The sequence below is a fragment of the Gleimia europaea ACS-120-V-Col10b genome (genome assembly GCF_000411155.1).
In the GTDB taxonomy this organism is placed as follows: Bacteria; Actinomycetota; Actinomycetes; order Actinomycetales; family Actinomycetaceae; genus Gleimia; species Gleimia europaea_B.
On sequence record NZ_KE150266.1, the window covers coordinates 1,338,447 to 1,351,288 of the forward strand.

The following is a 12,842-nucleotide window of genomic DNA, read 5'->3' on the forward strand; positions in this document are numbered from 1 at the left end:
TCTAGCATTATGGCTGATCATTCGTTTCCGAAGCGGGTAGAGATACACGGCACTAAAAATCTCAAAGCACACCTTGCACAAGTTGCCCAGCGGGCTGCCATGAAAGCACAGATGGATCTGCAAGAGGTGCGTACTGAGGCCGTTACACCACCCGCAGGGTACAAAAACCCGCCAGTACCCTCGGAAATGAAATCCATCTACGAACATGCGATGGGACGCGCCCTCTACTTGGCCGATCGCGCGCGAGCCGGGGGAGACGTACCTGTTGGGGCTGTTGTTATCGACGAATGGGGCACGATCCTGGGGGAGGGGTGGAACACCCGCGAAGCGGAAGCTGACCCGGTTGGCCATGCCGAAATCAGTGCGCTCCGCGACGCTGCGAAACAGCGTGGCACGTGGCGTCTGGACGACCTTACTCTGGTTGTCACTCTCGAGCCGTGCACTATGTGCGCTGGAGCGATCGTGAATGCGCGCATAAAACGCCTCGTGATGGGCGCGTGGGATCCAAAAACAGGAGCTGCGGGATCAATCCGGGACGTGGTTCGCGATTCGCGCCTCAATCATCAAGTAGAGGTAATTCCCGAGATTTTGCGCACGGAATGCGAAATTCAACTCCGCGGGTTTTTCTCAACGCGCCGCACCATGTAGTATGAGGGCCGGACGAAAGTCCGAAGGTAGCGTGTCCGAGCGGCCGAAGGTGCAGCACTCGAAATGCTGTGTGGTTAATAGCCACCGTGGGTTCAAATCCCACCGCTACCGCCGTGTGATGCCCCCCCGACATGTGTCCGCATGTGTCGGGGGTTTTCGTGTTTGCGACTTTGTTGTCTCGCGTCGTCTATGAGTTTTAAGATGCGATATTTTCGGCCATCATAATTCAATATGTTCTATGCCCCCTGCTTTCCGCCGTAAATGCGTCCTTGTGAATCGAAAATTCGATTTGCGAGGGGACAGATTACGGCCGCAACCTGGTTGAGGAAACGCCAAACTGTGCGCTGGTAGCTGAATGCTGACCGGAAAGCGACAAACAGGTGTCTTTGCGCACAAAACGGGGCGTTCTTGCATTGGCGAATTCGAGCAACGGACGGCATCTCGATAAACTAGCGACGATGTTCAAGCTCGCTTGGCTGAAATGGTTTGGCGAGTCTGTTCACTTTGGAAGGATAACGAATGACCGACTTTACGACGGCATCCGCTGGAGCGGTTCGCGCCGTCTCTGGACGGCCCCCGGCAGTTTCAACTCCGATGGAGTTCTGGCAAGGACTATCCGCATCAGTGGTAGACCAGATCGCCGACAACTGGTACGCAACCAAGGAGCTCTACCGCAAGGGTCGGCGCCAGCACTACTTCTCCGCTGAGTTCCTCATGGGCCGTGCCCTCCTCAACAACCTCCTTAACCTTGGTCTTGTAGATGAGGCAAAAGAGGCTGCAGAGGCATTTGGTCACGATCTTGCGCAGATTCTTGAAGAGGAGCCCGACGCGGCCCTCGGAAATGGTGGCCTCGGACGCCTTGCAGCTTGCTTCCTGGATTCTTGCGCAACGCAGGATCTGCCAGCAGTTGGCTACGGAATCCTGTACCGCTACGGCCTTTTCAAGCAAGAGTTCCGCAATGGTTTCCAGACCGAGCACCCCGACTCCTGGATGGAAGAGGGATACCCGCTAGTCATCCGCCACGAAGAAGAAATGCGCATTGTTGACTACGCTGACCTTAAGGTAAGGGCTGTTCCGTACGACATGCCTATTACCGGCTACGGTACGAAGAACGTTGGCACGCTCCGCCTGTGGAAGGCCGAGCCGATGGAAGAGTTCGACTACGACGCGTTCAACTCGCAACGCTTCACGGACGCCATTGTGGATCGCGAGCGCACCCATGACATCTCCCGCGTTCTCTACCCGAACGACACCACATACGAAGGCAAGGTTTTGCGCGTACGCCAGCAGTACTTCTTCGTCTCTGCTTCGCTGCAGGAAATCGTTGAGAACCACCTGGAAGTGCACGGCACGTTTGAGAACTTCGCGGAGTACAACTGCGTGCAGCTGAATGACACGCACCCGGTGCTCGCCATTCCAGAGCTCATGCGTCTACTAATGGACGAGCACGGCCTTGGTTGGGCTGAAGCCTGGAAGATCGTCTCCAAGACGTTCGCCTACACCAACCACACGGTCCTCGCTGAAGCGTTGGAGACTTGGGAGATTTCGATCTTTGATCGCCTGTTCCCGCGCATTATGGAGATCGTTTGGGAAATCGATCGCCGCTTCCGCATGGAGATGAAGGAACTTGGCCTCGACGACGGCCGAATCAACTACATGGCTCCCGTATCTAACGGTGTTGTGCACATGGCGTGGATCGCGTGTTACGCGTCCTACTCCATCAACGGTGTTGCCGCCCTCCACACGGAAATCATCAAGCGCGAAACGCTTGGCGAATGGCATGACATTTGGCCAGAAAAGTTCAACAACAAGACTAACGGTGTAACGCCGCGTCGCTGGCTAAACCAGTGCAACCCGCGCCTAGCTGCCCTCCTCACCGAAGTGACTGGCGGAGACGAATGGGTGCGTGATCTCGACGTACTGAAGAACTACGTGGATGCTGGCAACGAAGAAATCTATGATCGTCTGAACGAAATTAAGCACGCGAATAAGGTTGATTTCGCGAAGTGGATCAAGAACCGCCAGGGCATTGACATTGATCCGGAGGCTATCTTCGACGTCCAGATCAAGCGCCTCCACGAGTACAAGCGTCAGTTGCTGAACATCATGTACGTGCTTGACCTGTACTTCCGCCTAAAGGATGACCCGCAGGCAGATATTCCGCCGCGCGTGTTCATTTTCGGAGCGAAGGCAGCGCCAGGCTACGTGCGTGCTAAGGCGATCATTAAGCTGATTAACGAAGTTGGCCGCCTGGTCAACAACGACCCTGAAGTTTCGAAGGTTCTGAAGGTCGTATTTGTTGAGAACTACAACGTTTCGCCTGCCGAGAAGATCATCCCGGCGGCGGATGTTTCAGAGCAGATCTCTACTGCGGGTAAGGAAGCGTCCGGAACGTCGAACATGAAGTTCATGATGAACGGCGCCCTCACCCTCGGCACGCTTGACGGTGCCAACGTGGAGATCGTGGATTCTGTTGGCTACGACAACGCCTACATTTTCGGTGCTCGTGAAGAGGAACTTCCTGAGCTTCGCCGCACTTACGACCCGCGCCACCAGTATGAAACCGTTCCGGGCTTGCGTCGCGTCCTCGATGCATTCACGGACGGCACCTTGGACGACGGTGGCACCGGCATGTTCCATGACCTACGCTGGTCACTCCTCAACACCAACGGCTACGAACCGGCCGACATGTACTACCTGCTCGGCGACTTTGAGGACTACCGCAAGGTGCGCGACCAAATGGCTAAGGACTACGCGGACCGCAAGAAGTGGGCAGCAATGACTTGGAAGAACATTACCGAGTCTGGCCGATTCTCTTCTGACCGCACCATTCGCGACTATGCGAACGAAGTGTGGAGGATCGAACCAACCAAGATCTAGTCACGCGACAATAGGCTTAGGCTCTCAACCCAACGGTTGAGAGCCTAAACTTTTCTAATTATTGAGTTGGTTTGTTTTAGGAAACGATGGCAAAGATACCGGTTGTGAGCAGGAAACCAACGAGACTGAAAATGGTGGTGAGCAAAGTCCAGCTCTTGATTCCATCTTTGACTGTCAACCCTAAATACTTTGTTACGATCCAGAATCCGGAATCATTGATATGAGATAGTCCGAGGCCGCCAAAACACATCGCGGTGGTAATCAAAGTTGCTTGCACAGGTGTGTAACCTGCGGCTGCCATAGGTGCGGCCAGCAAACCAGCCGAAGTCAGGATCGCTACGGTCGCTGAACCCTGTGAGGCGCGAAGGGCTAAGGCGATTACATATCCCATTACGATAATCGGAATGTGCGTCGCTATCAACGCGCTTGAAAGAGCATCTCCAATTCCTGAATGAACGAGAACATTTGCGAAAACGCCTCCTGCTCCGGTCACGAACACAATAACAGCTACCGACGGCAGTGCTGAGTCAAGGATTGAACCGCGCTCCTCAAGACTCCATTTCTGCTGGTTTCCAAGTACTAGGTAAGCAACGAGCACTGCGATAAGAAGAGCGAACGCAGACGCGCCCACGAAGGAGAAGATATCGTTTGCCCGAGTACCTGTTTCCGTTTGCATAGTGCCAACGGTTCCTACCATGATCTGCAAAATCGGAAGCAGAATCAACGCGGTAATAGTTAGGGCACTGGGCGCTTTTACCTTCTGTTTAGTGTCCGTAATATCCCCACCAGCGGGTTCGTTCTGTGTCAGGAACGCAGAAGCGGGGCTGGGGCCTATCGCGACTTGTCAGTGTCTATCAGCTTGGCTGCAAAGAATCCGATAACTGCCGTGACGGCTGTAATTGGAAGCGCCAACATGATCATGCGTCCAGGGTCTACACCCAGGATTTCAGCTGCTGCAACCGGGCCTGGATGTGGCGGCAATGCTACGTGTACTGTAAGCATTACTGCACCCACGGGCAGGCCGATCTTCAAAGGATTGATTTTAGCTACTTTTGCAAAACCAAAAACGATTGGGGCCAGGATAATGAATCCCACATCGAAGAACACCGGAATTCCGAGAATGAATGCGGCTATCGTAACTGCTCCAACAATGCGAGTATGCCCCAACTTATTTGTGAAGTAGGTAGCGAGCGACTCGGCTCCACCAGCCACTTCAATAAGTCTTCCGAGCATGGCGCCAAGACCGACGATGATCATGACGTTTCCCAAAGTTTTGCCCATGCCTTCGACCATGGTTGGGACGACTTCACTGATCGGAATCCCTGTTACCAGTGCTGTTCCAAGGGAAACCAGTAGCAGGCCCACAAATGCAGACATCTTCACTTTGATAACAAGGAAAAGAAGTACTGCGACCGCTACAGCGGCAATGAATAAGAGCATTCCGGCCGACATTTACGCCTCCGGCGCTACAACGCGTATTACGGATGAATCATCTTTCGCGGCCATGCCCTGCGCCACCCCGATGAGGTATTCCTGTTGCGCGGCAGCCGCTACCGGAACTGCTAAACCTACAGATTTGGCGGCATCAGTAACAATACCCATGTCCTTCACGAAGATATCCAGGCGCGACTTAACCTCAACGTCCTCGTCTTCGTAAGCTCGTAGCATCCGCTCTCCGCGGTCTCCGAGCATAAACGACGCTGCCGCGCCCGACATGAGGGCATGGAGTGCCTGCGGAACGTCAAGCTCAAGCTTTCTTGCGAGTGCAAGTGCCTCGCCCGCAGCTGCGATGTGAACGCCGCAAAGTAGCTGGTTCACAGTTTTCATGGCCTGTCCCTTACCGGCCTCGTCTCCGACTTTAACAAGAGTGCCGGCCATCTCTTCAAGTACCGGTAGAGCCCTCTCATACACTTCGGGCAGGGCCCCAACAACTACGAGAAGGTCGCCTTCACCTGCTCGCACCGGGCCTCCCGACACTGGCGCGTCAACTAGGCCAATGCCTTTTTCCATGAGCGGTGCCTGTGCGTTAGCGGCCACCTCGACACCGACAGTTGAGGTCAAGATGATAGTGGCGCCTTCGTTCAAAACTGCCACCACACCGTCCTCGCCGTACAGAGCGTTATCAAGTTGTGCCTGGTTACGTACAGCTAATACGACAAAATCAGCGCCCTGCGCTGCCTCGCGCGCTGATGAAAACGCGGTAATGCCTGCATCTGTAGCCAGTGCGCTGCGCTCGGCAACGGGATCAAAACCGGTAACTACGAACTTCTTGCTCAGGTTGGTAGCCATCGGTAGGCCCATAGCTCCAAGTCCAAGAACAGCAATTTTATTAGACATATTGATCTCCTTTGATCGATAAAACATTAGTTAGAGAGTTTTTCTACTACCGCGGCGAGCGACGTTTCGTCGCCAACATTTCCCGCGAATACGATGTAAGGGATGCCCCTAGCAGGATCGTTCTCTCCGCTCCAAAGTGACACAATTCCCGGAAGCATAGGGCCAATAACTGTTGCGCGTTTGATGCCCAGCCCCTTCGAAGCCACGTCAGATGAAGTGATCCCACCCTTAGCAATCACAAATCGCGGGGTAGTGCGTCCAACAATTCCGCGCACCACATCAACAACTGCTGCGGACACCCGTCGGGAGATTTCGAGTGATGAAGCACCATCGTGACCGCGCACCAGTTTGCGCGATGTTCGTACAACAACGTGACCGTTTTCCAAGCCGGAGACTGCGCTATTTACGATGGCTTCGATATGAGAATCTCTAGCGTTAGCATCGAGAATCTTTTGAACGTCGATTTCATATTCTTCGAGTTCAACGTTGTCGCGCAGATAGTTCAACTGGCGAGTAGTTAGATCTACGTGGCTGCCGATCACAATTAGCCCGCCTCGCACAGTGCTTCGCCCCTGTCGGGACTCTTCCACCTCTTCTGTTGATAGGGGAGCCTTAGGATCTTGGCCGATACGTGCCCTAACAAATGGGGGGCCAACTCGGTATAGGAAAGTTGAGCCGGCCGCTTCTGCCTGATTTAGTGCAAGCGAAAGGAGGCGGAGATCGTCTTCGGTGACTGAATCACAAATGATCGGCTGCCTGTTTCTTGCGCTACGCAACTTTTCGACCACAGCGCCCAGATCGGTTCGAAGTGTCGTTAAGTCGATTGCAATGACGTCGCTGGCCCTCGTAGATCCACCTGTCTTTTCTTCGATCCATTCGGCCAAGGCCGAGGAGTTAAAACCGAACGTCGCATCTTTAGCAAACTCGGTTTCACCTACGGGTGTGAAACCCTTAGCTTCAGAGCCCGCATAGTGGATCCCGTCCACCGTAATCCGGCCGGCATCTGCGAACGCAGGAAGAACAACAATGCCGTCAACGTCGCGTCCCGTCTGTTCTTTCATAGCGTCGGCAAGAGTGTTTGGCTCAAGAGGGAAGTGGCCGCGTAGCGTTGAATCGGAGCGCGATACGAAAGTGATCTCCAAGCCATCGTGTTTCTTGATCGCCTCGTAAGCCGACTCCACCACTTCGCGATTTATCTGCTCCGCATCTTCAGGAGATAGGGAGCGGGAGTTTGTCATCACGTAAATCGCGGGTTTGCCCGTGCTGAAACCCCATTCGAGATCTTCGGGCTGCCACGAGGTGAGTACGGGCAAGTCCGATACGGATTGCGTGCCTGTTGGGTCGTCGTCGAGCACCACGAGCACGGGCGGAGACGTCCGAGCATTTTCTTCACGCACTCGTTGCGCGGCAACCTTTACAGCGGATGCGTGTGCTGCAGTTAGCTCAGATAACGTCTTTGTCATGCAACAACTCCTTTGTTGAAAACCTATAGCCCTTAGAGGTCAGAGGTCTAAGTTCGTTTAAGAATATGTTTACATGAGTGTGGTGTCAAGGTTTCAACGGATTAGGCTTGCCGCCACAGTCAGATGAGGAGCGCGATTAGCCCGCCTCGCGTGCGAAAGCAGGGAGCGGGTTGCGTGCAGCGTGATCTAACTGGCCTCTACCGGACTAATCCGATAGGTGCGTTTCAATGTCCGAACTCGTTTGAGTCATGTGCGCTCGCATAGCATCTTTTGCCTTTTGCGCATCGGATTGTTCGATGGCCTCCAAAATCTCAAAATGGTGATGCCTAGCTCGCGCACGAATCTGCGGAACAGAGGTTGTGAGAAGCCTAGAATCGTGTAGCGCGGTGGAAAGCGGAGTCATGATCGAAGCCAGGAACGGGTTTTTAGAGGCGCTCAAAATCGCTTGATGAAACTCGAGATCGGCGCGGGTAGCTGCCTCGATATCTCCCGCATCGCTGGCGGCATCGTAATCGACGAGTTTTTGTCGCAGACGTTCTATATCGGCATCACCTCGGCGTTCGGCGGCTAAGCCGCACGCGCCGACCTCCAGCATTCGGCGAACTTCAGAAAGGTACATGCCTAGTTCTTTGGGAGATGACGTTTGCGAAATCCACCAAATAATCGAGCTGAGATCCGTCCATTCCGCTGGGTCAACCACAAACGTTCCGCGCCCGTGTACCACGTTCAACACGCCGCGTTCAGTAAGCGTGCGAACGGCTTCGCGCATCGTTGGGCGCGCTACTTGCAACCATTCCGCAAGCTCAATTTCAGGTGGTAGGGCTTCTCCGACTTTGAATTTCTTTGAAACTATTGCGTCAAGAATCGTATTTGTCGCCCTTTGGACGCGGTCACTCGGCATGGATATTTACCTCAATGAAAAGTGGGTTACTCCCTAATTAAACAACGAAATCAATCTGGATAGCTAGTTGTGCTTTAGAGCGTGCACCCGCCAATGACAGAACAAGGGTGTGGGCCCCTACGGAGCGCCACACCCTTGCAAACGGAACGAGAAGAGCAGATAAAGAGGTATCAGTACATCGGTTCAAGCGGGACAATCGCCCACAAAATCAGATATACAAGCAGGCCCGAACCCATGCCCAGAATTAGCAGTAGCGCAACAATACGCACAAGAGTGGGATCCCAGTTGTAAGTCCTGGCCAGGCCACCGCACACGCCACCGATGTAGCGGTCCGTGCGCGAACGGTAAAGACGTGGTGCCATGATTTCCTCCAACCACTAGGTTTTTCGTACTTCCATTATGAGAGCAACAGGGGGTGTAAAACCATCGGGGATCACCCTGATTTTTTACCAAAATCTGGCGGATTTATGAGGCTTAAACACTCAGGGATAAACCAGGGTGTTACCGGATAACACGCAAAGGTAGCTGTCGATAGTTTGGAAACAACGATTTGAACCTATCGAAAGAGGAAATAATGTCCGTCAGCACAATGCCAGTTGCAAGGCACGCAAGTAGTCAACGCACGCCGATCGTGCAGCTACGTTCCATTACAAAAATCTATGGCAAAGACGATGTGCGGGTGGTTGCCCTCGATAACGTGGATCTCGACATTTTTGAGGGCGAGTTCACCTCCATCATGGGCCCATCCGGATCAGGAAAATCAACGCTCCTGCATTCGCTGGCCGGCCTCGATTCCGTAACGCGAGGTACTGTCACCATTGCCGGGCGCGAAATCACCAGTATGAATGACCGTGTACTAACCCACTTCAGGCGCGACAACATCGGATTCGTTTTCCAAGCTTTCAACCTCGTCCCCACTATCGATGCGGAAGCAAACCTTACCCTTCCCATGCGGTTGGCAGGCAAACGCGTTGATAAACAGTGGATGAACCAAATCGTGCGGAACCTGCAGCTCGAGGATCGCCTCGCGCACAAACCCCACGAGCTTTCCGGCGGCCAACAGCAACGCCTAGCCGTTGCTCGCGCACTCCTGTCCCGCCCAGCCGTTCTCGTAGCCGATGAGCCAACCGGTAACTTGGACTCTGCGGCTTCCGCCGAAGTTCTCAACATGCTTCGTAGCGCCGTAGACCACCTTGGACAAACCGTAATCATGGTCACCCACGACGTGAACGCCGCCTCAATCGCGGATCGCACACTGGTTGTACGAGACGGGCGAATCGTTGCTGACATCGCGCAGCCCACGCCCGAAAAGATTGGAGATGTGACCCGGTGAAAGGCCTACTATCCGCAAACATGAAGTCGCACGGCTCACGTTACCGGGCGACAGTAATCGCCGTGGCGCTCGCAGTGGCGTTCATACTCACCGCATTCGGACTAGCTGGAGCGCTTCAATACTCTGCTAAAGCCTCGGTCGCATCGAATGTGATCGGTGCGGATGGCATCATAAGCGACGTCGTGTATGAGAACCTTGACGACTCCGTGCAAAATCCGACCGACAAAATCTGGGAACACCTCAAAAACGATCCAAAAGTTCACGGCGAACCAATATATGTTGGCATTGAAGAAGTGACCGTTCCCGGCGGGGCCGATAGCGGTTTTCTCAGAATCGCGCAGGTGCGACCCGAACCGTTTGGAAACCCGAAACTAGCCGAAGGTAAGCTACCAGCCGCGTCAGATGAAGTGGCGCTTCCCGAGTTTGTGAAAGCCAACCTGTCCGTGAAAGTGGGCAGCAAGGTCAAAATGACTGGGATAGACCGCGAGTTCAAGATCTCCGGCTTCACTGAAGTGGAGAACGGGATTAACTCGGCGCCAAGCATCCTGTATGCCGCCGGCCAAATACCGAAGCTTTACGAAGATGCCGACGTGTTGGAGGTTGTCTTTAACGTCGATGGAAAGAAGGGCGATGCTGCCGTTGAGTACGTGCGCGCAGAAGCCCACAAGCTTCTGCCGGATCTAGATACCGACAAGATCGTTTTGTCATCCGGAAAATACGTTGAAAAGCAGATGGAGTTCATCGCGGAGGGCATGCCTGCCGTGCTTGCGGTAGTCCTGGTTTTCCCTGGTATTGCAGCCGTTACCGCCATCATCGTTATTTCAACTACTTTCCAGGTGATGTTGGCGCAGCGGAAGCGAGAACTTGCTCTTCTGCGAGCTATTGGCGCGGATGCTCGGCAGATTCGCGGCCTCATGATTAAAGAAAACCTGATCGTTGGCGTGCTCTCCTCGATCGTCGGCTTGCTACTCGGCGCAGTTAGCGCAACGCTTCTAAACAAGTTCACCAAGATCGTTCCCGAGTGGGCGGACGCGTTTTTAGCCATACCGCTGTGGGGCTACGTTGCAGCCTTCGCTATTGGCGTGCTCATAACCCTTATCGCGGGTATTCGCCCTGCCTTCCAAGCCGGAAGCCTTTCGCCAATGGTTGCACTGGAACCGGTTGACAGTGCGGCAGTGCAAAGAAGCAAGCGGCTCACCCGCCTGATCTTCGGCATCGTAATCACCGGTGTCGGCCTCGCATGCATAACCATCGCTACAATGAGCCCCGACTTCGGCGAAGAACCAGCCCAATTCGGCATCGCATTCCTCGGCGGCGTGGTCAGCTTCATTGGCGCCCTCATGCTCCTAACCTGGCTGATGCCATACATTACGCGCGGCATTGGGAAACTTGTTGGAAAGAACAGCGTCACCTTCCAAATGGCTGGAGAAAACACTTGGCGCAACCCCGCTCGTACCGGAGCTACCGGAACCGCTCTCGTTCTTGGAATCACGCTGGTGACCATGATGATTGTCGGTGCAAAATCGGTGGAAACTTCCATCTTGACGGAGATTGACGAAAAGCGTCCGATTGACCTGATTGTCAGCACCGAAGAGAGCCGTCCCTTGACGGATGCGGAAATCACAGCCATCAATAAAACCGAAAATGTTACCGCGCTTGTGGTTACCAAGGCGCTTCGTCTGCCAGCCGGGGATGAGAATGATCCGATGGGCAACGGTTATATGCAGATAAACGAGGCCGCAGACCTCTCGAAGGTTGCGCATACGAATGTTACGCCGCCGCCTGAAGGAACCATCGGGGTAACCGGATGGTTGTATGACCCGGACGAGGGAACCAAACAGCTCACATCGGGAGATAAGTCGATGACGTTCGCGGTGCAGGCTGCGCGCACACCGGACTACACGCTGTCTTCGAAGGACTTTGAGGCTGTGCGCTCGATGTACGCCGATGAGGCAGTGAACACGTCCGTGGCATTTGTGAGGATAAAAGACGGGCTCTCCATCTCACAGGTGCTGGAGACGAGGAACAACCTCACGGATAAAGTCCAGTCTCCCCAGGTAGGCGGAAGCGCGTTGGAGCGCGCGGCCATGGTGCTGGCAATCAAGTCGATGCTGATTGCAACCGTCGTCATGCTGGCCGTGTCAGTGCTAGTGGCTCTTGTGGGCGTTACCAACACGCTTGCCCTGTCCGTGGTTGAACGCCGGCGGGAGAATGCCATGGTGCGAGCACTCGGTATGACCAAGGGCGATCTGCGCCGCATGATCACGTGGGAGACCGTGCTCATCGCAGGCGTGGCCACCCTCGTGGGCGTAGCCATGGGAATCGGGTACGGAGCGCTTGGCCTGCACGCGCTTCCTATTGGCGAAGCCAGTCGCCACCTAGTTATCCCGTGGGATCAGGTTGCAGTTGCCGCTTTGATCTCATTCATAGCCGCTCTAATGGCGTCGATCCTGCCAGCTCGCCTGGCGGCGAAGGCCTCCCCGGTAGAAGCCCTCGCCGACATCGGATAGAGGTTCGTTAATGAGGTAAAGTTTCGGCCCCACTCCAAATCGCGGAGCGGGGCCGAAATGAATTTTACTCGGCGGTTAGCTTAGGCGTTAACTACCAGGAGGTCACCAAACTTGGCGCGGGCGTTGTCGAAGCGCTTCGCAACGTCCTCCCAATTGACGACGTTCCACCATGCCTTCACGTAGTCAGCCTTCACGTTCTTGTAATCCAAGTAGAAAGCGTGCTCCCACATGTCGAGCATGAGGAGGGGCACAACGCCTACCGGAATGTTGCCCTGCTGATCGGTCAGCTGGTAAGTGACCAGGCGGTCCGAGATCGTGTCGTATGCGAGCACGCCCCAGCCCGAACCTTGCAGGCCAAGCGCCGCAGCGGCGAACTGGGCTTGGAACTTCTCGAAAGAACCGAAGTACTCGTCAATAGCCGCTGCGAGCTCACCTGCGGGGCGTCCCTGACCGTTTGGCGTCATGTTCTTCCAGAAAACCGAGTGGTTCGCGTGGCCACCAAGGTTGAAAGCCAGGTTCTTTTCCCACAGGTTGATTGCGGCAAAGTCACCGTTTTCGCGTGCTTCTTCAAGCTTTTCGAGGGCGGTGTTTGCACCCCCTACGTAGTTTGCGTGGTGCTTGGAGTGGTGTAACTCCATGATCTGCGCCGAGATGTGCGGTTCGAGGGCCGCGTAATCGTAATCAAGTTCTGGCAGGGTGTAGACAGCCATGTTCAACTCCTTGGTTAAGGTCGGTGTCAACTTCAATAACTGCATCGGATTTTCCGTTGC

At 54.6% G+C, this 12,842-nt stretch carries 11 protein-coding genes and 1 tRNA gene; 5 read left to right on the forward strand and 7 right to left on the reverse strand.

Annotation, left to right across the window (positions count from 1 at the left end; all coding sequences use genetic code 11):
* Nucleotides 1-9: 9 nt before the first annotated feature.
* From tadA to HMPREF9238_RS06085, 3 genes are all read left to right on the forward strand, one after another.
* The gene (tadA, locus tag HMPREF9238_RS06075; protein ID WP_016444577.1) at nt 10-648 is read left to right on the forward strand and encodes a tRNA adenosine(34) deaminase TadA; all 639 of its coding nucleotides are present in this window, start codon (nt 10-12) and stop codon (nt 646-648) included.
* 25 nt (nt 649-673) lie between these two features.
* A tRNA-Ser gene (locus tag HMPREF9238_RS06080) sits at nt 674-759 on the forward strand.
* A 408-nt stretch (nt 760-1,167) separates the two neighbouring features.
* Nucleotides 1,168-3,528: a glycogen/starch/alpha-glucan phosphorylase gene (locus tag HMPREF9238_RS06085; RefSeq protein ID WP_016444578.1), complete on the forward strand. Its 2,361-nt coding sequence runs from the start codon at nt 1,168-1,170 to the stop codon at nt 3,526-3,528.
* A 76-nt stretch (nt 3,529-3,604) separates the two neighbouring features.
* Here the strand turns inward: HMPREF9238_RS06085 and HMPREF9238_RS09135 are convergent, their stop codons facing one another.
* The 6 genes from HMPREF9238_RS09135 to HMPREF9238_RS06115 all read right to left on the reverse strand — a co-directional run bounded on the left by HMPREF9238_RS09135 (nt 3,605) and on the right by HMPREF9238_RS06115 (nt 8,591).
* Nucleotides 3,605-4,363, reverse strand: coding sequence for a GntT/GntP/DsdX family permease (locus HMPREF9238_RS09135; RefSeq protein ID WP_350303869.1), 759 nt, complete (start codon nt 4,361-4,363; stop codon nt 3,605-3,607).
* On the reverse strand, nt 4,360-4,980 hold the full coding sequence (locus HMPREF9238_RS09140; RefSeq protein ID WP_016444580.1) for a GntT/GntP/DsdX family permease: 621 nt from the start codon (nt 4,978-4,980) through the stop codon (nt 4,360-4,362). Before HMPREF9238_RS09140 ends, HMPREF9238_RS09135 begins: the two co-directional genes overlap by 4 nt.
* Nucleotides 4,981-5,865: an NAD(P)-dependent oxidoreductase gene (locus HMPREF9238_RS06100; protein WP_016444581.1), complete on the reverse strand. Its 885-nt coding sequence runs from the start codon at nt 5,863-5,865 to the stop codon at nt 4,981-4,983.
* Between the two features lie 26 nt (nt 5,866-5,891).
* Entirely contained in the window at nt 5,892-7,328 is a 1,437-nt protein-coding gene (locus HMPREF9238_RS06105; RefSeq protein ID WP_016444582.1) for a four-carbon acid sugar kinase family protein, read from the reverse strand.
* A 205-nt stretch (nt 7,329-7,533) separates the two neighbouring features.
* Nucleotides 7,534-8,229, reverse strand: coding sequence for a FadR/GntR family transcriptional regulator (locus tag HMPREF9238_RS06110; protein WP_016444583.1), 696 nt, complete (start codon nt 8,227-8,229; stop codon nt 7,534-7,536).
* A gap of 170 nt (nt 8,230-8,399) precedes the next feature.
* Nucleotides 8,400-8,591: a PspC domain-containing protein gene (locus HMPREF9238_RS06115; RefSeq protein WP_016444584.1), complete on the reverse strand. Its 192-nt coding sequence runs from the start codon at nt 8,589-8,591 to the stop codon at nt 8,400-8,402.
* Nucleotides 8,592-8,803: 212 nt separating this feature from the next.
* Between HMPREF9238_RS06115 and HMPREF9238_RS06120 the strand changes: the two genes are divergently transcribed.
* Entirely contained in the window at nt 8,804-9,562 is a 759-nt protein-coding gene (locus tag HMPREF9238_RS06120; protein WP_016444585.1) for an ABC transporter ATP-binding protein, read from the forward strand.
* Nucleotides 9,559-12,072 carry an ABC transporter permease gene (locus HMPREF9238_RS06125; protein WP_016444586.1) on the forward strand — a complete coding sequence of 838 codons (2,514 nt, stop codon included), beginning with the start codon at nt 9,559-9,561 and terminating at the stop codon, nt 12,070-12,072. The genes HMPREF9238_RS06120 and HMPREF9238_RS06125 overlap by 4 nt, the downstream gene beginning before the upstream one ends.
* Nucleotides 12,073-12,152: 80 nt before the next feature.
* On the opposite strand, the gene HMPREF9238_RS06130 is transcribed toward HMPREF9238_RS06125, so the two are convergent.
* Complete coding sequence (locus HMPREF9238_RS06130; protein ID WP_016444587.1) at nt 12,153-12,782, reverse strand: superoxide dismutase; 630 nt, start codon at nt 12,780-12,782, stop codon at nt 12,153-12,155.
* Nucleotides 12,783-12,842 lie beyond the last annotated feature (60 nt).

Excerpts from the sequence above, each read along its gene's own strand:
- tadA (WP_016444577.1), top strand. The coding sequence starts at position 10 with ATGGCTGATCATTCGTTTCCGAAGCGGGTAGAGATACACGGCACTAAA.
- HMPREF9238_RS06085 (WP_016444578.1), top strand. The coding sequence starts at position 1,168 with ATGACCGACTTTACGACGGCATCCGCTGGAGCGGTTCGCGCCGTCTCT.
- HMPREF9238_RS09140 (WP_016444580.1), bottom strand. The coding sequence starts at position 4,980 with ATGTCGGCCGGAATGCTCTTATTCATTGCCGCTGTAGCGGTCGCAGTA.
- HMPREF9238_RS06100 (WP_016444581.1), bottom strand. The coding sequence starts at position 5,865 with ATGTCTAATAAAATTGCTGTTCTTGGACTTGGAGCTATGGGCCTACCG.
- HMPREF9238_RS06105 (WP_016444582.1), bottom strand. The coding sequence starts at position 7,328 with ATGACAAAGACGTTATCTGAGCTAACTGCAGCACACGCATCCGCTGTA.
- HMPREF9238_RS06110 (WP_016444583.1), bottom strand. The coding sequence starts at position 8,229 with ATGCCGAGTGACCGCGTCCAAAGGGCGACAAATACGATTCTTGACGCA.
- HMPREF9238_RS06115 (WP_016444584.1), bottom strand. The coding sequence starts at position 8,591 with ATGGCACCACGTCTTTACCGTTCGCGCACGGACCGCTACATCGGTGGC.
- HMPREF9238_RS06120 (WP_016444585.1), top strand. The coding sequence starts at position 8,804 with ATGTCCGTCAGCACAATGCCAGTTGCAAGGCACGCAAGTAGTCAACGC.
- HMPREF9238_RS06130 (WP_016444587.1), bottom strand. The coding sequence starts at position 12,782 with ATGGCTGTCTACACCCTGCCAGAACTTGATTACGATTACGCGGCCCTC.